The organism is Paenibacillus macerans (genome assembly GCF_900454495.1).
Classification (GTDB): Bacteria; Bacillota; Bacilli; order Paenibacillales; family Paenibacillaceae; genus Fontibacillus; species Fontibacillus macerans.
In genome coordinates, this window is the sequence record NZ_UGSI01000001.1 from 380886 (window position 1) to 400359 (window position 19474).

Annotated in this window: 12 protein-coding genes; 11 read left to right on the plus strand and 1 reads right to left on the minus strand. The window is 53.6% G+C overall.

The genetic code is table 11. The annotated features are described in order from the left end of the window. The first annotated feature begins 38 nt into the window (after positions 1-38). Positions 39-848 (plus strand): formate/nitrite transporter family protein, encoded by an 810-nt coding sequence (locus DYE26_RS01710; protein ID WP_036621672.1) that lies wholly within the window; start codon positions 39-41, stop codon positions 846-848. Between the two features lie 348 nt (positions 849-1196). On the opposite strand, the gene DYE26_RS01715 is transcribed toward DYE26_RS01710, so the two are convergent. Further along, positions 1197-1913 carry a Crp/Fnr family transcriptional regulator gene (locus DYE26_RS01715; RefSeq protein ID WP_036621673.1) on the minus strand — a complete coding sequence of 239 codons (717 nt, stop codon included), beginning with the start codon at positions 1911-1913 and terminating at the stop codon, positions 1197-1199. 341 nt (positions 1914-2254) lie between these two features. Between DYE26_RS01715 and adhE the strand changes: the two genes are divergently transcribed. The 10 genes from adhE (at position 2255) to DYE26_RS01765 (ending at position 19153) form a co-directional block, all read left to right on the plus strand. After that, positions 2255-4870: a bifunctional acetaldehyde-CoA/alcohol dehydrogenase gene (gene adhE / locus DYE26_RS01720; protein WP_036621676.1), complete on the plus strand. Its 2616-nt coding sequence runs from the start codon at positions 2255-2257 to the stop codon at positions 4868-4870. A gap of 295 nt (positions 4871-5165) precedes the next feature. Further along, entirely contained in the window at positions 5166-7427 is a 2262-nt protein-coding gene (pflB, locus tag DYE26_RS01725) for a formate C-acetyltransferase (RefSeq protein ID WP_036621677.1), read from the plus strand. Positions 7428-7502: 75 nt separating this feature from the next. Then, entirely contained in the window at positions 7503-8258 is a 756-nt protein-coding gene (gene pflA, locus DYE26_RS01730; protein WP_036621680.1) for a pyruvate formate-lyase-activating protein, read from the plus strand. A gap of 195 nt (positions 8259-8453) precedes the next feature. Beyond that, positions 8454-9842, plus strand: coding sequence for an extracellular solute-binding protein (locus tag DYE26_RS01735; RefSeq protein ID WP_036621681.1), 1389 nt, complete (start codon positions 8454-8456; stop codon positions 9840-9842). 85 nt (positions 9843-9927) lie between these two features. Beyond that, complete coding sequence (locus DYE26_RS01740; RefSeq protein ID WP_036627931.1) at positions 9928-10812, plus strand: carbohydrate ABC transporter permease; 885 nt, start codon at positions 9928-9930, stop codon at positions 10810-10812. Beyond that, positions 10812-11639 (plus strand): carbohydrate ABC transporter permease, encoded by an 828-nt coding sequence (locus DYE26_RS01745; protein WP_036621683.1) that lies wholly within the window; start codon positions 10812-10814, stop codon positions 11637-11639. Before DYE26_RS01740 ends, DYE26_RS01745 begins: the two co-directional genes overlap by 1 nt. A 78-nt stretch (positions 11640-11717) precedes the next feature. Then, positions 11718-13562, plus strand: coding sequence for a cache domain-containing sensor histidine kinase (locus DYE26_RS01750; RefSeq protein WP_036621685.1), 1845 nt, complete (start codon positions 11718-11720; stop codon positions 13560-13562). After that, positions 13531-15156 carry a response regulator gene (locus DYE26_RS01755; protein WP_227872909.1) on the plus strand — a complete coding sequence of 542 codons (1626 nt, stop codon included), beginning with the start codon at positions 13531-13533 and terminating at the stop codon, positions 15154-15156. Before DYE26_RS01750 ends, DYE26_RS01755 begins: the two co-directional genes overlap by 32 nt. A gap of 18 nt (positions 15157-15174) precedes the next feature. Beyond that, a complete protein-coding gene (nagZ, locus tag DYE26_RS01760) occupies positions 15175-16812 on the plus strand; it encodes a beta-N-acetylhexosaminidase (RefSeq protein ID WP_036621688.1) in 1638 nt (545 codons plus the stop codon). Between the two features lie 112 nt (positions 16813-16924). After that, positions 16925-19153 carry a copper amine oxidase N-terminal domain-containing protein gene (locus DYE26_RS01765; protein ID WP_036621690.1) on the plus strand — a complete coding sequence of 743 codons (2229 nt, stop codon included), beginning with the start codon at positions 16925-16927 and terminating at the stop codon, positions 19151-19153. Positions 19154-19474: the final 321 nt, after the last annotated feature.

The window sequence follows — 19474 nt, forward strand, 5'->3', positions numbered from 1 at the left end:
TTTTTAAATCGGGGGATCGACAGAGGGAGGAAGCGGCGATGTATACGCCAAATGTGGAAACCATCGTAGAAACAGCAGTCAAGAAAAAAGAAAAAATGAACGAAAGCCTTCCGAGGTATATCGTTTCGGCCATGCTTGCCGGCGCTTATGTAGGGCTCGGCATCATTCTCATTTTCAGCATCGGCGCGCCGCTGGCGGCGGCGAAATCGCCGTACCAGACGATGCTGATGGGGATGTCCTTTGGGCTCGCCCTGACGCTGGTCGTTTTTGCCGGTTCGGAGCTGTTTACCGGGAACAATATGTTTTTTACGGCGAGCACGCTGGCGAGGCGAACAACGGTAGGCGATACGGCGAAAAACTGGACGATCGTGTTTCTCGGCAACCTGGCGGGGGCGGTTGTGCTTTGTTTGCTGATCGTCGGCAGCGGGCTGTTCAAAACGGCGGCGCCGGAGCATCTTATTTTTGCCTCTGCCGCGAAGAAGATGGGCGCTCCGGTCACTGAACTGTTTTTTCGCGGCATTTTGTGTAACTGGCTCGTTTGCCTCGCTTTATGGATGGCGAACCGCTCCAAGGAAGATATCGCCAAGCTGGTGCTGATTTGGTGGTGTTTGTACGCCTTTATCGCCAGCGGCTACGAGCACAGCGTGGCCAATATGACGCTGCTCAGTTTGTCGCTGCTTTTGCCGAACCACCCCGACACGATTACGCTCGCGGGCTGGTTTCACAATATGATTCCGGTGACGCTGGGCAATATTATCGGCGGCGGGGTATTTGTGGGCATGGCGTATTGGTTCATATCCCCGGTGCGCAAAAAGGCGAAACAAGCGGAAGATGGAAAGGCAGCATAAAAACGGCTCATCCCGAGCCGTTTTTTTCATTATATTTATCAAAATATTTATCAAATTTCCGGCGGGACAGAGGCCGCTAAGACTAACGGACCCATATGACGAAATTTCCCTCGAAGCGGCTCGGGTGAGCTGCTTTAGAGCGAACTAGAGTCGTATGGGTCCGTTGCTGGGGCTGGGAAATACCCCGGAAAGGGGTAGGGGCTCGAAATAGAACTGAAGAGGGAATGGGTATGGGGGCATACCCATTCCCTCCCGCGCGTCCAACGTATAGGTTTAAAACCGTCCCGGTCATTTCGGGGCAGTTCCGCAAAGAAAGGCAGGCACATATAGACGGACGCAAGCGGCATGTCAGATCCGGCAAATTTCGTTCGGGCACAGCTCGCAGTGGCAAATATCCTGCAGCATGACCATATCCTTAATGACGATCATGCCGTTTTCGTATTCGAGCGCATCCTTTTTGCGCAGGTCGCTGAGCATCCGGTTAACGCTTTCGCGCGTAGCCCCGATCATATTGGACAAGTCGGTATGGGTGATTTTTTTGTTGATCAGAATCGTGTCCCCATGCTGCTCGCCATACGTGTTGCTCAGGCGGATCAGCGTCGAGCAAAGGGCCCCCGGCTTGCCGTACATCATCAAATCGCGGAACTTCGTCTGCGTCAGGCGATGGTGGATGCCCATCCATTTCATGAAGTCGATCGCAAAATCGCAGTGCTGGCAAATCATAATTTCAAGGTCTTTCTGATCGATTACGCCGATTTCGCAATCCTCAATCACCTCGGCCGTGAAGCTGTGCTTGGTGCTGAAGAACGGATCGGCCTGGCCGACCATATCGCCGCGTCCGTACATATACAGAATGAGTTCTTTACCCTCGTCGGTCGATTTGGTCAGTTTGACGCGTCCGCGTTTGATGTAAAACAGTTTATCGGAAAAATCACCTTCCCAGAACAAATGCGTCCCCTCGGGATATGCTTTATCTTTCATTGTAACGAGAAGGCGGTTGAAGTTTTGTTCTGTGAAGCAGCTCGTGTTACCGCGGGGCAGGGTGGCGTTTACGATTTCACTCATCATGGATTTCCCCTTTATATTCCTGATTTTTATGAAATTTTTAATTAATTATATAACGATTATTGCAAAATTTGGGGGCTCGGAAGGCCGAAAAAGTGTCGAAATTCTAACATTGTGACTAAATTCACGAAATTTGTTTGCTAAATGAAATAATTTCAGAACTTTTTCAATTTTGTGAAAAAATTCACTATACAAAATCAAATTCCTATGCTATGATCAAAACATAAAGAGAAGCAATACATCTTTTAAGGATGAACTTGCAAGTGAAAAATTTCACGAACTTATGATTTGTCTATCTACACTGCAGGTTGGTCCTTACAGAACTTAGGAGGATGAGAGAAATGGCCGTAAAGAATGAAGCGACAACAAAAGCCCAGCCCACCCCGGAAGCTTACATCCAAACCTTGATTGACAAAGCGAAAAAGGCTTCCGAAGCGTTCATGAGCATGACGCAGGAGCAGATCGACGCAATCGTGCAGGCGATGGCCCTGGCGGGGCTCGACAAGCACATGCATTTGGCGAAAATGGCGGTGGAAGAAACAGGGCGCGGGGTCTACGAGGACAAAATCATTAAAAACATGTTCGCCACGGAGTACATTTACCACAGCATCAAGTACGACAAAACGGTAGGCGTTATCGAGGACAACGATTTTGACAGCTTCCAAAAAATCGCCGAGCCTGTCGGCATCATCATGGGGATTACTCCGGTGACGAACCCGACGTCGACCACGATTTTTAAATCGCTGATTGCGATAAAAACACGCAACCCGATCATCTTCGGCTTCCATCCGTCCGCTCAGAACTGCAGCGCGGAAGCCGCTAAAATATTACTGGAGGCCGCAGTGAAGCACGGGGCGCCCGCCGACTGCATCCAGTGGATCGAAAATCCGTCCATGGACCGCACGAACGCTTTGATGAACCATCCGGATGTGGCCTGCATTCTCGCTACCGGCGGTTCCGCGATGGTAAAAGCGGCTTACAGCTGCGGCAAACCGGCCCTTGGCGTCGGCCCCGGCAACGTGCCTTGCTTCATTGAGAAGAGCGCGAATCTCGATCAGGCCGTCAACGATCTGATTCTTTCCAAAACTTTCGACAACGGCATGATCTGCGCATCCGAGCAAGCGGTCATCATTGAAGAACCGATATTCGATCAGGTGAAAAAGAAAATGATCGCGAACGGCTGCTATTTCGTGAACAAAGATGAAGCGGCAAAACTGACGGCGGGCGCGATCATCGCCGACAAATGCGCGGTGAACCCGGCGATTGTTGGACAACCGGCCACGAAGATCGCGGAAATGTGCGGCATCGACGTGCCGGCCGGAACGAAAATTCTCGTCGCCGAAATCGAAGGCGTCGGACCGAAATTCCCGCTTTCTGCGGAGAAGCTTAGCCCGGTGCTCGCTTGCTATAAAGTGAAAAACGCCGAGCAGGGCATCGAACGCGCGTTGGAAGTCGTGCAGTTCGGCGGCATGGGCCACTCTTCGGTCATTCATTCGAACAACCAGGAAGTTATCCAGAAGTTCTCGGACCGGATGCCGACCTGCCGGATTTTGGTGAACCAGCCTTCCTCGCAAGGCGGCATCGGCGACATTTACAACTCGAACCTGCCTTCGCTGACGCTGGGCTGCGGGTCTTACGGACGCAACTCGACTTCGTCGAACGTCACGGCCGTCAATCTGATCAACGTGAAAAGGGTGAACCGTCGTACCGTGAATATGCAGTGGTTTAAAGTGCCGAGCAAAATTTATTTCGAGAAGAATTCGACGCAATATTTGGCGAAAATGCCGGACATCTCCCGCGTCATGATCGTCACCGACCCGATGATGGTGAAGCTGGGTTACGTGGAAAGAGTCGAGCATTATCTCCGCCAACGCCAAACGCCGGTGGCGATCGAAGTGTTCGCGGACGTTGAACCGGATCCTTCGACCACGACGGTGGAACGCGGTACGGAGATGATGGCGAAGTTCCAGCCGGACTGCATTATCGCTCTCGGCGGCGGGTCGGCGATGGACGCAGCGAAAGGGATGTGGCTGTTCTACGAATACCCGGATGAAGATTTCTTTAACCTTAAACAAAAATTCATGGATATCCGCAAACGCCTTTACAAATATCCGCGGCTCGGACAAAAAGCGAAATTCGTGGCGATCCCCACGACCTCGGGTACCGGTTCGGAAGTGACGTCGTTTTCCGTCATCACGGACAAAATCAACGGCAATACGAAATATCCTTTGGCGGATTACGAACTGACGCCGGACGTGGCGATCATCGACCCGGTCTTTGTATACAGCTTGCCGAAAACCGCCGTGGCCGACACGGGCATGGACGTTCTGACGCATGCGATCGAAGCTTATGTATCCGTCATGGCCAACGACTATACGGACGGACTGTGCATTAAAGCGATCCAGCTCGTCTTCCAGTACCTTGAAAAATCGGCGCTGACCGGCGACGAACTGGCCCGCGAGAAGATGCACAACGCTTCCACGATCGCGGGGATGGCGTTCTCGAACGCATTCCTCGGCATCAACCACAGCTTGGCCCATAAATGGGGCGGCGAATTCCATACCGCGCATGGACGGACCAACGCGATTCTGATGCCGCACGTCATCCGCTACAACGCCAAGAAGCCGACGAAATTTGCCGCTTGGCCGAAATACACGCATTTCGTCGCCGACGAACGTTATGCGGAAATCGCCCGCATCTTGGGGCTGCCGGCGCGGACGACGGAAGAAGGCGTGAAGAGCCTGATCAATGCGATCCGCGACCTGAACAGAAAGCTCGGCATTCCGGAAACGTTCCAGGATCTCGGCTTCGATCCGAAAGTGTTCGAATCCCGCGTCGATTATTTGGCCGACCGCGCGTTCGAAGACCAATGTACGACCGCCAATCCGAAGCTGCCGCTGGTGACGGAGCTGGCGGAAGTTTATCGCGACGCTTTCTACGGAAGATTTGAAGATTAAGTGAACAAAGGGCTTTGAAAACGTGAGAAATATCACTATATGTGATATTTCTCACAATCTTATTCGACAAATTGAGCTATGATTACAGTATAAATGATCCCTCAAAGTTTGATGACGGATTAGCCCCGGGAATAACAACGGGGGCTCAATCGAAGCCTTAATCGGGTACATTTAACGCTATAAATGTGAAAATTATCACGTAAATTATGTGAAAAATATCACAAATTTTAAGGGATCATGAGGCGCGGTACATCTCCTTCGAACCGCGACCAAAATATAAATGGAGGGAATAAAGATGTCGGTGATCGAAAAGGAAGTACAAACCGTGGACAATGCTTGGAGAGGATTCAAACCGGGCAAATGGATGAAAGAAGTGAACACCCGCGATTTCATCCAAACCAACATCAAACCTTATGAAGGCAACGAATCCTTCTTGGCGGGCGCGACGGCCAACACAAAAGCTTTGTGGGAAATCGTGTCGCAGCTGTCCAAGAAAGAACGGGAAGCCGGCGGAGTGCTGGATGTGGACGTCAACACGCCATCCACGATCATTTCCCACGCTGCGGGGTATTTGGATAAGGACAAGGAGCAAATCGTAGGCGTACAGGGCTCGGCCCCATTCCAACGCACGATTCGCCCGTTCGGCGGGATCAATATGGTCATCAACTCCTGTAAGGCTTATGGCTATGAACTGCCGCAGGAAATTATAGACTTGTTTACGCATATTCGCAAAACGCATAACCAAGGCGTTTTTGATGCTTATACATCGGAGATGAGAGCGGCTCGTAAAGCCGGCATTATTACCGGGCTTCCCGACGCTTACGGCCGCGGCCGGATCATCGGCGACTACCGCCGGGTGGCGCTGTACGGCGTGGATTTCCTGATCAAGCAAAAACAACAGGAACTGAAAGCTCTCGAAGTGGATGTCATCGACGAGGATGTGATCCGCCTCCGCGAAGAACTGTCCGAACAAATCCGTGCGCTCGGCGAACTGAAACAGCTGGGCGAAATGTACGGATTCGATATTTCCAGACCGGCAAACAATGCCAAAGAAGCTTTCCAATGGCTGTATTTCGGTTACCTGGCAGCCGTTAAGGAACAGGACGGGGCCGCAATGTCCCTCGGACGCGTATCCTCCTTCCTGGACGCTTACATCGAACGCGACCTGGCCGAAGGAACGCTGACGGAAGAAACGGCGCAAGAACTGGTCGATCATTTCGTCATGAAGCTGCGGATCGTGAAATTCCTGAGAACTCCGGAATACAACGAACTGTTCAGCGGCGACCCGACTTGGGTAACGGAATCGCTGGGCGGCATGTCGGTGAACGGCAAAACGCTCGTTACGAAAAACAGTTTCCGCTTTCTGCACACGCTGTACAATCTCGGCCCGGCTCCGGAACCGAACCTGACGGTGCTTTGGTCGGAACAACTGCCTGACGCGTTCAAGAAATATTGCGCCAAAGTATCGATCGAGACCAGTTCGATCCAATACGAAAACGACGACCTGATGCGTCCGATCTACGGCGACGATTACGGCATTGCCTGCTGCGTGTCGGCGATGGAAATCGGTAAACAAATGCAGTTCTTCGGCGCCCGCGCCAACCTGGCCAAGGTGCTGCTGTACGCCATCAACGGCGGTAAAGACGAAAAATCCGGCGTCCAAGTCGGTCCGGAATATCCGGCGATCACGTCCGAGTATCTCGACTACAATGAAGTCAAGAAACGTCTGATTCCGATGATGGAGTGGCTGGCTAAGCTGTATGTCAACGCGCTGAACGTCATCCACTACATGCACGATAAATATTGCTACGAACGGATCGAAATGGCGCTGCACGACCGCGACATTCTGCGGACGATGGCCTGCGGTATCGCCGGCTTGTCCGTAGCGACCGACTCGCTGAGCGCGATCAAATACGCCAAAGTCAAACCGATCCGCAACGAAAACGGCATCGCCGTCGACTTTGAAATCGAAGGCGAATTCCCTTGCTACGGCAACAACGACGACCGTGTCGACCAAATTGCGGTTGAACTCGTGGAAACGTTCATGGGCATGATCCGCAAACACAAAACTTACCGTAACTCGCTGCCGACGCAATCGATCCTGACGATTACCTCGAACGTCGTATACGGTAAGAAAACGGGGACTACGCCGGACGGACGCAAAGCGGGCGAACCGTTTGCGCCGGGGGCCAACCCGATGCACGGCCGCGACAAGAAAGGCGCGCTGGCTTCCTTGAGCTCCGTGGCCAAACTGCCGTACGAACACAGCTTGGACGGCATTTCCAACACGTTCTCGATCGTGCCTAAGGCGCTGGGCAAAGAACTCGACGCCCGCAAATCGAATCTGGTGTCGATGATGGACGGCTACTTCGGCAGCAAAGCCCATCACCTGAACGTCAACGTATTCGATCGCGAAACGCTGCTGGATGCGATGGATCATCCGGAAAATTATCCGCAGTTGACGATCCGCGTATCGGGTTATGCGGTGAACTTCATCAAGCTGACCCGCGAACAACAGCTGGATGTCATCAACCGGACATTCCACGGCAAAATGTAATCCCATTTCCTGCATACAGGCAGCCGATTTCAGGTTGAACCTCCGGTTCAACCTGCCACAGAAAGGGTGACGAAAATGCTAAAAGGTCGCATACATTCATTAGAAACTTTCGGAACGGTCGATGGCCCGGGTATTCGCTTCGTGCTCTTCATGCAAGGCTGCCTGCTGCAGTGCCAGTACTGCCATAATCCAGACACCTGGAACCTGTCGGGCGGAAAAGAAATGACGGTAGAGGAAGTGCTCAGCGAAATCGAACCCTACCTGAACTACTACCGCCCGTCCGGCGGAGGGCTCACGGTCTCGGGCGGGGAAGCGACACTGCAAGCCCCGTTCGTGACCGAGCTGTTCCGGGAAGCGAAGAAACGCTGGAACCTTCATACTACGCTGGATACAAACGGGTATAATGAAGGGGATAAAATCCGCGACCTGCTGGATGTGACCGACCTCGTACTGCTCGATTTAAAGCATATCGACAACGAAAAGCACATCAAGCTGACCGGCAAACCGAACGACCGGATGCTGAACATGGCCCGCTGGCTGTCCGATCATGGACGGAGCATGTGGATCCGCCACGTATTCGTGCCCGGCATCCATGACGACGAACAAGATCTGCGGGAGCTTGGGCGGTTTATCGGCAGCTTGCAGGGCGTTGAGAAGTTCGAGATTCTCCCGTACCACCAAATGGGGATCTACAAATGGCAGGAGCTTGGCTGGGATTATCCGCTTGACGGCGTTCCATCGCCGACGGAGGAACAAATCGAATGGGCGTACCGGATCATTCATGAGGGAGAACGGGAAGCGGCAGAGCAAAGAGAAGTTCATGTCAATTAACATGACGTAAAACTTAATAATCTTGACCAAAACGGTTAAATCGGACAATTATATGTCAGGTTTAACCGTTTTCATTTTGTCTTTTGGATGATATTATCCCTCTAAAAGAAAAATGTCCTCCTTACCAAAGAAGAAGACGCTTTCTATAATGGGGGTGTAAGTGAATCTACCGCGTTTGAGGAGGGGTCTAGAAATATGAGGAAAAGTTTGCTGCTGTTGCTGTCTTTGATTTTTATCGCCTCCGCGCTGCTCGCCGGCTGCGGATCATCAGGCAACGGGGGGAATAAAGCTCCGGCGAACGAAGGGCAAGGGACCGAGAATAAGGGGAATGCCGGATCCGGGACAGAGACAAGCAATGAACCGTTCGAGATTACGATTCGCCACACGCAAGTCGGGGAATCGAAGAAGTTCCGGTTAGCGATGCTCGAGGATATCGTCAAGCAGACGGAAGCGGCCGTCCCTGGCCTCACGATCAAGCTGGATGCGGTGGACTCCGAAGTCAACCGCAAGGAGAAGCTGCGCGGCGAAATGGCCGCCGGGAAACCGCCGGAAATCTTCGACGTGTTCGGCAGCCCGGATGCGGCACTGTATGCCAAAGAGGGCTTGATGCTCGATTTGACGCCGATTATCGAAGAGCTTGGCATCAAGGATAAATTTACGACCCTCGATCCGTTTACCCATGACGGCAAAGTGTACGGACTGCCGATCGGCGGATCGATCGAAGGTTTCTTCTACAATAAAGAATATTTTCAGCAAAAAGGGCTGCAGGTGCCCAAAACGCTGGGCGAACTGGAGCAAATCGCCGAGAAGATCAAGGCCGACGGCAAAATTCCGTTTGCGCAAGCCTCCAAGGACGCCTGGATTCCGTTGATGACCACCAACAATTTATGGTCGTATTACGCGGGGCCTGAAATTACGTACGGGTTCAAAAGCGGCGCGACAAAATGGACGGACGAAAATATGGTTAAAGCGATCGCCAAACACCAGGAATGGGTGCAAAAGGGATATTTCAAAAAAGGCGAGCTGGGCTTTGAATACGCGGACATGCGAAATCAGATCATCACGGGCGAAGCGATGATGATGATGGACGGCTCTTGGGCCAACTCCGTCTTCCGCGATCCCGAGCAGGCCGGCGACATGGTCGGTAAAATCGGCTACTTCAACATGCCGCCGCTAAACGAAGGCGACCCGGTCATCGTCATGCAGGACGCCAACAACGGTTACGGCTTCTCCAGCGCCGTCGCTGAAGATCCGCGGAAGCTGGCGGCCGTCAAAGAGTTCATCAAAAACATGTGGACGGAAGAAATGCAGCTGCGCGGCCTTAAAGAAGACGGCGTGCTGCCGGCGATGAAAATGGATCTTGAGCAAATGAAAACGGCGTCCGATGATCCGCTTATGCAGGACATTTTCAAGGGCGTCAGCGAAATCGGGACCTCGTTCCCGGCGTTTGACGCTCTGGTGCAGGCTGATGTCAATACGGCGCTGAGCATGGGGATTCAGCAAATTATCGGCGAAGAAATCAAGCCGGAGCAAATGCTGGAAAACGTCCAGGCCGCACAGGATGCAGCCAACGCCGTAGAGTAACCGATCACGAATGAATTTTGGCAAGGGCGCCGCTCGCCTCGATGGCGAGGGGGCGCCTTTGCTCCCGACTACGGAGGTTATTGGCATGAACAAAGCGCTTAGAAATCCCCTGCTGTACGTGCTGTTTGTTTTACCGGCTTTTGTGCTTTTTCTGGCTTTCTTTATATATCCGATTTTTACCGCCATTAATCACAGCTTTGCCAGCTGGAACGGAATCTCGAAAAATCTAAGCTATATCGGTCTGGACAATTACGCCACGGCCATGCATGATAAAGCTTTTTGGAAATCGGTGCGCAACAACGCGTATTTCATCCTGTTTTCCTGCCTGATCCAGGTGCCGCTGATCGTCTTTTTTTCGCTGCTGATCGCGAGTGTGAAAAAGCTAAAAGGCTTGTACAAGACGGCCGTGTTTATGCCGTCCATCATGTCGACCGCCGTCATCGGCATTTTATGGGGGTTCATCTATAACCCGGATTTCGGGCTGATGAACAAGGTGCTGGGCATGTTCGGGATTCCGCCGGTCTATTGGCTGTCCGACAAAAATTGGGCGATGCTTTCCATTCTGATTACCAATGCCTGGCAGTGGACAGGTTTCTACATCGTGATGGTGCTGGCGGCGATCCTCGCCATTCCGCGAGAGCTGGAAGAAGCGGCGGCGATCGACGGGGCGAGCGGGATTCAGCGGGCGTTAAAAATCACGATTCCGCTCATCATGCCGATCATTTCCGTCGTCATCATGCTGTCGGTCGCCGGGGCGATGAAAGCGGCGGACATCGTGCTCGTCATGACCAAAGGCGGTCCGGCGGGATCGACGGACGTGATGGCGACGTATATGATCCGCTACGCGATCACCAGCTTCCGCCACGGCTTCGGCAACGCGATCGCGGTGCTCATTTTCGTGTTTACGATCCTCATTACGGCGGCGTACCAGCTCTTCGTCTCCAGACGAACGGAAAGGATTGAATATTGATGAGAGCGCTCAAAAAAACGATCCCGCATATTTTTCTGATGGCTTATTTGCTCGTCATTTTATATCCGTTTCTGTTCGTGTTGTTTTCTTCGGTCAAAAGCGACAACCAGGCGATCGCTGCAAACCCGTTTGGGCCGCCGGGCTCGATCATATTTGACAATTACGTCAACGCCTGGGTGAACGCCAAGATCAGCACGTATTTTTTCAACAGTTTGTATATTGGCGTATTGTCGGCCTGTCTGTCCATCCTGCTGGCGGCGATGCTGGCGTTCGCGGTAACGCGGATGCGCTATGGCCGGATCAGCATGGTCATCTTTCAGCTGATTTTGCTGGGGATGCTGATTCCGAACAACTCGCTGTTGCTGCCGATTTACGGAATGATGCGCAGGCTGAACGTGCTCGACACGCATCTGGCGCTCATTTTGCCCTATGTGGCGAATGCGATTCCGCTTTCGGTCATTATCCTGGCCGCCTTCATGCGCTCGATCCCCGGGGAGATCGAAGAAGCCGCCGTCATGGACGGGCTCGGCTCCGCCAGGCTGTTCGCGCGGATCATCGTTCCGCTGACCGTTCCGGCTATCGTCACGGTGTTTATCGTCAATTTTCTCGGGAACTGGAACGAGTTTTTGCTGGCGAACTACTTTTTGTCCAGCGACGAGCTGCGCACGCTGCCGGTAGGCATGGTCGGTTTCCGCGACGCCTACAATACGAACTATGCCCAAATGTCGGCCGGGATTGTGTTCAGCGTGCTTCCCGTCATGATCATTTACGCCGTGCTGCAGGAAAAAATTATTGAAGGGGTGACGGCGGGAAGCGTTAAAGGATAAGCGGCGGCGTGGTAAAATGAGGTAAAACGCCTAAGTAGACGTCAAGCATATTCGCTCAAAGCATGGGAGCTGCCGCCGATGAATCTGCGCATTAAATTGTTTACCGCCTTTTTGGGGCTTGTCATTATTCCTTTGTTTATTTTGGGGATTATTACGTTTTGGGTCACGTTCCGTTCGATCGAAACGAAATACAGCCAGCAGGCCGAATATTCGCTGAAGGCGATCGGCTACAGCATCAAAAGCGCGCTGCATGAAATGGACAACGTAACCGACAACGGCATTGCCAAGGGCGTGTTCCAGGATGCGCTGGTGGCGAAGGATCCGGATTCGCAGGATTTGACGGCGACAACCCAACTGGAGCTCAACGCCAACCAGCGGAACTTCCGTTCCCTGCTGTACAGCCATCCCGCCATCGATTACGCGTTCTTGTACAATCTCCACGGCGGGGAACGCTCGAATGTCATCGCGATTTTTAACAAGGAAAATTTTCAGACACTGCCCTACGAAAAATTCAAAGAGCATCCTTTATATAATGAAGTGATGGCGTTAAACGGGATGCCGAAGTGGATCGGTCCGCACGAATATCCGGAACTGACCGGGTCGGACAGCGTGTTCACGCAGATTCGGCTGATCAAGAAGCTGAGCAATCTGGAGCGTGTGGGCGTGCTGGTGGTGCAGATCAAAAACTGGGAGTTCGAAAAGATTTTTCAAAACTTGAATCTGGGCAGCAGTTTGCAGGATACCCGGTTTATGCTGGTCAACGATCAGGGGCTTATTTTGTACGATTATCAGGCGGAGCTGGATGGCCGGCAAATCGGGGAGTATGTTTCGCACAAATGGCGGTTCCCCGCAAGCTATCACAGTTTCAAAGGGAAATTTGACGGGCAGGAAAGCGTCATTTCGATCTATAAGCTGCAGGATTACCCCTGGAGCCTGGTGTCGGTGACTTCCTGGAGTTATTTGTCCCGGGAGGTGACGACGTTCGCCAAATGGTTTGTGGCGATCATTTGCGTGTGCGTGCTGACGGCGATGCTGTTTAACGTCCTGTTCATGAACCGGATTACCGGAACGATCGGCGTGATCGTGCGTTTCATGCGCAAGGTCGAAAGCGGCGATTTGCAAGCCCGGGTCGACGAAAAGGGCGACGACGAGCTGCTGCTGCTGCAAAAAGGCTTCAACAATCAAATGGCCAAAATCAATGAATTGTTCAAGCAGGTTAAGCGGGAGCAGCTGCAGAAGGCCAATGCCGAGCTCAGGGTGCTGCAGGCGCAAATCAAACCGCATTTTCTGTTTAATACGCTGGAATCGATCAACGTGCTTGCCGTGCAAAACGAAGGGCGCAAGGTCAGCGAAATGGTCGTCCGCCTTGCCAGCATTTTGCGCATCAGTATCCAGGGGCGGGAAGAGATCGGGCTGAGCCAGGAAATCGAGCATTTGCGCAATTATTTGGAGATCCAGAAGTTCAGGTTCGACGACTTGTTTGATTATGAAATCAACATTCCGGATGAGATGCTGAATTGCCGGGTGCTTAAATTGACGCTGCAGCCGCTGGTGGAAAACAGCATTCAGCACGGCTTTGAAGGAATTGAGTATAAAGGCAGGATCACGGTAACGGGGAGCATGGAACAAGACCGGATTTTGCTGAAGGTAGCGGACAACGGAATTGGGATGACGAGCGAACAGCTGGCGACGATTCAATACGCGGATCTGGGGGAACCGGCTTGCGAGACGGTGGCGCCTTATCCGAGCCATGAGCGGCGGGGGCTGGGGCTGCGCAGCGTGTATGATCGGCTAAGATTTAAGTACGGCCGCAAATACGGCTTGTTTATTTGCTCGCAGCCCGGACACGGAACGATCATTCAATGTGTGATACCTAAATACGGGGCGGGTGATGAGGATGCGTCTAAAAGCGCTGCTGGTTGACGATGAAATTCATATTTTGAGCAATTTGTCGAAAATATTGCCTTGGCAGGATATGGGGTTTGAAATCGTCGGTTTGGCCCGGAACGGCAAGGATGCGCTGGAAGCGGCGAACTTGCATCGTCCCGACTTGATCTTGAGCGACATTCGCATGCCGGTCATGGACGGCATCACGCTGCTGCAAAAAATTCGCGAGCTGAATTTTCCCTGCGAATTTTTGCTTTTGACGGGGTATCAGGAGTTTGAATATGCAAGAACGGCGATCCGCTACGGGGTCAAAGATTACATCTGCAAGCCGATCCATTATGCCGAGCTGGAGGAAACGGTAGGCCGCATCGCCGGCGAAATTCGGGAAAAACGCAAAACGCTGGGCATGGAGAAACGCCTCCATCAGGCCAGGGATTTGGCCGCCGAAAATTTCCTGCTTCATGCGCTGCTGGGACAGGAAACGGAAAACGGCGCCTTGTGGGAGGAGGAGGAAGAACCAGCGGAAGAGCGGCGTTATGCCGTTATGCTGCTGGATTTCGAGGGCTACTCGCATCATTCCCTGCCCTGGAGCGCACATGAACGGAAAGCTTGGAATTTGCGGACCAAACACGCGATCAAAGAAATTTTTGGCGGCGTTTTCCCCGCGGGGGCCACGGTGCTGCAAATTCGCGAGGGGGAATGGTGTCTGGTGGTCCCGGCCAAGCCGGACAGCCCGCCGATCACGAAACGGTCGCTGCTCCCCGGGTTTGAACGCCTACGTCAGCGGCTCCGGGAAGGGGGCGAGGATGGCCTTGCGGTCCGTTTCTGCCTGGAACCGCGGCCGCAAGCGGCTCAGGAGCTGCGCGCCGCGTACAACCGGTTGCAGCAAATGCTCATCTTGAACCCGCCGGAGGAATGGTTTTTGGAGGCCGGGGGAGGACGTGCGGAGGACTTAAGGGAAATCTGGCCCGCGGAGGATTCGCGGATGCACTGGCGCTGGATCGAGCTGCTTGGCAGCGGCCTGCGAAGCGGAAATCAGGAGGTGCTGGAGCAGGTGGTGGCGGAGCTCAAACGGTATGTCGGGCACGCGGATGAGCACCATGCGTACGCAGCCGTTAAACTGCTGCATTACTTGCTGATCCATCTGCTGCGCGAAATGCGCGAACTGCAGATGCTGCCTGGCGAGCAGGAGGAAGCGTTGTGGCAAAGGCTGCAGCGCTCGCTTGATCTTAAGGATCTGCTGTCCCTGATCGTGTCGTTGATCGGGCAGTCGCGAGCCTGCCTCTCCTCCAAAAAGACCTCCGAACTGCTGATGATGACCGCGCAAAACTACATTCAGCGGCATTTGGGCGATGATTTCGGCATCGAGGAACTGGCCGATCACCTCGGGATCAGCACGAGTTATTTCTGCCTGCTGTTCAAAAACCACTTCGGGGAAACGTTCGTGGAATATTTGACCAAACAGCGGATCGAATTGGCCAAATGCCTGCTGCGTGAAAGCGAACGCTCGATCGCGCAAATCGGCAGCGAAATCGGGTACCAGGAGCGGCGCTATTTTACCAAAGTGTTTCAAAAATATACCGGGATGACGCCTTCCGATTACCGTCTGAAGGAGACAAACGCATCCTGAACGGGGAGATGACGGGATTTGAACTTAGGAGCACTCACCTTGGAGCAAAAGGTCGGCCAGCTGTTTATTTGCGGTTTTCACGGCACAACGCCGGATGAGCATATTCGGACGCTGATCCGGCAATACCATATCGGCGGGGTGGTCTATTTCCGCCGCAACATCGAATCGGCCGCGCAGCTTGCCGGCTTGTCGCGCTGCCTGCAAGCGATCAACCGGGAGGCGTCCCAAGTCCCGCTGTTCATTTCAATCGATCAGGAAGGCGGCATGGTCGCCCGGCTGGATCATGAAGGGATGAGCCGGATTCCGGGGAATATGGCGCTTGGAGCGGCAAACGATCCGAAGCTGGCGGAACAGGTGGCCGCGCTGGCCGCAAGGGAGATGGCCCTGCTTGGCATCAACTTCAATTTTGCGCCCTGCGTCGACGTCAACAACAATCCGGCGAATCCCGTCATCGGCGTTCGCTCCTTCGGGGAAGATCCGCAGCTTGTGGCGCGGCATGCGACGGCGGCGATCCGCGGCTACCGGAGCCAGGGCGTGATCGCCACGGCCAAGCATTTTCCCGGGCACGGCGACACGGACGCCGATTCCCACCTCGGGTTGGCCGTGGTGCCTCACGGCAAGGAGCGGCTGCGCGAGGTCGAGCTGGTTCCGTTCCGGCGGGCCATCGCGGCGGAAGTAGACGCGATCATGACGGCGCACGTCATTTTTCCGGCTTTTGAGCCTGACGAAATTCCGGCGACGTTGTCGCGCCGCGTGTTGACCGAATTGCTGCGCGAAGAGCTGGGGTACCGGGGGCTGATCGTCACCGATTGCCTGGAGATGCAGGCGATTTCCCGCCATTTCGGAGTGGCGGAAGGCGCCGTGCGCGCGATCGCAGCCGGGGCGGACCTGATCCTCGTCAGCCACACGATGACGGAGCAGATCGCCGCGATCCGGCAGGTGTGCGCGGCGGTGCGCAGCGGGCGCTTGAGCGAGGAGCGGATCGATGCGGCGGCGGCGCGGATTTTGGCGCTGAAGGCGGAGCGGCTTGGGCTCGGCGGCGGGCCTAAGCCGGAGAAGGCGCCGGAGCTGCCGCATCCGCTGACGCCGGAGGCGGAAAGCGCCGCGTTGCTCCGCCGCTGCGCCGAACGCAGCGTCACGCTCGTCTGCGAGGCCGGCAACCTGCCGCTCGATCCGGCCAAGCCCGTGCTTGTAGTGTGGCCGGAGCTGCGCCACCGCACCGAGGTGGATGAGCCGGCGGTGCACTCTTACACGCTCGCCGATGCGTTAAAGCCCCTGCATGAGCAGGTCGTCCTTGCGCTCATCGGCTCGCGTCCGGCGGCCGCGGAAATCGCCGCGGTGCTCCGGCAGAGCGAAGGTTTTGAACAAATCGTCGCGGTCACCTACACGGCGGAGGGAGAAATCGACGAGGGGCAGAAAAGCTTGGTGAATGCCCTCATTCAAGCCCGGGGTTCACGGCTGATCGTCGCTTCTTCGCGGAATCCTTACGATATCCGCGCATTTCCGGACGTCGGTACGTACTTGTGTCTTTACGAAAATCGTCCTTTTGCCCTTCAGGCGTTGGCCGGGGTATTGACCGGAAAACTTCGGGCGAACGGAGTCTTGCCGGTAAGCCTGAATGCCCGTTATTCCGCGGGGAGCGCGGGGGACAAATAGTTTGTCTAATTTTGTATATAAACTTTAGAAACTTTTCCCCTTTACATGCGTTTAATAGATTGTGAGATCGCGAGGGATCTACATAAAATGGGAGAGTAAAGGGAGTTAAGGCATGAATTTGAAACGAATGTTAATCACCACGATTCTGGCAGCATCGCAAATGGCCATGGTTCTTCCGGCAAGCGCCGAGGAGCTCGTCCAGGGGAATAATCCGAACGCGGGCAGCGTATCGGAGCAATCGATAGATCAGGTCGCATCGATTGATCAAAACGGAATGAACGAAAACAATGCGGGTCAGGTTCAAACCGAAGGCCAGACCGGGGACTTAGAACAGACAGGAAACGGCGAAACGGACGGAACTGCAGTTCCTGCGGAAGGGCAGGATGGAACGAACGATGGGAACGGCGAAGTGCCGGTAACGGATCCGGCCACGACGACAACTCCTGGCTCGCAAACGACAACGACGGCGGGTCCGGGCCAACTGATTTTGATGGTAAACAGCAATAAAATGTACCAAGACGGAAAAGAATACCTTGCCGGCTATCCAATGGAGGTTAAAGACGGCGTATCCTATATTTCGATCCGTGCCATCGTAGAGCGGGCCGGATTTGAACTCTCTTTCGATAATAGTACCAAAGAAACGATTATCAAGCGCGGCGGCGACGAGCTGCGTTTTAAACTGGACACGACCTACTACAAAGTCAACGGCGTGACGCAGACGATGCGGGGCAAATCGTATTCCGTCAAAAACAATTTCATGGTGCCGTTGACGGCGATCACCAAAGCTTTGAACATTGCTTATGAATATGATTCGGTAGGCAAGCGGGTCATCGTAAATTTGGCGATGCCGCCGGTCGCTTCCTTTAAAATCGGAAACCAGGAGATTATTGCCGGCGAGACGCAGGTGCAGTATATTACCGAATCCTCTTCTCCGAGCGGCCTGGACATCGTCAATGAGGAATGGACCGGCCGCCAGGACGTGTTCGCGGAGCCTGGAAGCTACACCGTTACCTATCGGGTTCAGGATTCCAGGGGCCAGTGGAGTAATCCGTTCTCCTTGACCGTAAACGTATCGAAACCGCATACGCCGCCGGTCGCCAGTTTCACGACCGACAAAGATACTTACAAAATGGGCGAATTGATTTTGTATACGGACCTTAGTACCGATGAAGTGGGCATTACCGATCGCAAATGGGAAAACAAAAAGCTGGCCTTCTTTACGCCGGGCCCGGTGACGATTCGGCTGACGGTCGTCAACCAGTTCGGTCTGTCTTCAACGACCGAGAAGACGATCAACATTACGAATGAACTGCTGTATCCTGAAGACGAATTCAACAAGATATTCGTTCCGGTCGGCGACAAATTCACCTTCGACGGCGGGCAAGTGCCAAGCTGGAACAAAATTCAATATTCCTATACTTCCGAACCGGTAACCCTGATTCGCAGCAACAGCCCGGAAACGGTTTACAGTAAAGGCTTGTTGTATCGGGAGAACGCGATCGGGGCTACCCGCTTTATGGTCCATCACGTGAACTCCACCGGTACGCCGAAGAACATGTACGTGATTGCCACAAACAATAATGCGGAAGCGACCCATCTGTCCCAATCGTTCCTTGGCTTCGGCGGACCAAGCCCTTTTGCCACGGCAGCGGGGAAAGTATCCGTGCAGCGGTATTTCGAATCGATGCAAAACGGCACCAAATATAAAGATATGTGGCTCGCTCCGGGCGAAAGTAAAATCATTTTGAACGAGCTGAGCGAAAAGCCCCTGAAGCAGGGAGATGTCATCTCTTTGTTTGCGGATTTATACAGCGATCATATGTTGCAATATAACGTAGTGATGGTCGATCAAGGAGAGGATCCGATTAGCGCGCTGCCTAATTTAATCGCTCCGCCGGAGGATGTTCACAACCGGGGAACGTACATGGAATCAACCCGGATCATCGAGGTTACGGATTTGATCGGGACGACGCCATCCCGCCTGGCGATCGGCGACAACGTAAGCGACCCGTTCCAGGTCGGTGCGGACGGAATTACGCAAGCCTATAAAACGAATGCCGGCAATTTTGGAATGTTGTATAAAATTAAACTGCACCGTGTTGCCCCAAATACGCTTGTGACGTTTAACCCGCGGGGCGGAAAATACATGGGCGTCATAATGGTGAACGGAAGCGTCGTACAGTTGGCCAACGGTTCCAGCCTAAGCGCGCCGAGTGAAAACGGCGTATTGTTCCGCACCGGGGACCAAGAACAGACGGTAGAGCTGCTGTTTACGGCGGCCCCGGGCAGCAACCTGCCTTTCAATATTCTGTTCCAGCAAATGCCCGCAACGAAAAATTAAACAATAAACAGGCACGGCGACGATCGCCGTGCCTGTTTATTTTGAAATGAAAGATTTATGGTTCAACCTAATCATCAGTGCTTGACAGTCAAGCCGACAACAGACCGTGGCCTGGAGCGAGACTCGCTGTCCGGAGGCTTTGCACGATTATCCCGTTTGACCAGGTGACTTGGCTTCCTGAACCAAAGAGATGATCGTGCAAAGTGGTTTGGAGAGACAACCCCCTTAAGGACTTCTATATGAATCATAAAATGTCGTTCCTCGCTGATCTATGACGGATTTTGCGCCCGCAGCCCTGTCTCATTGACGGGGCTTGCGATT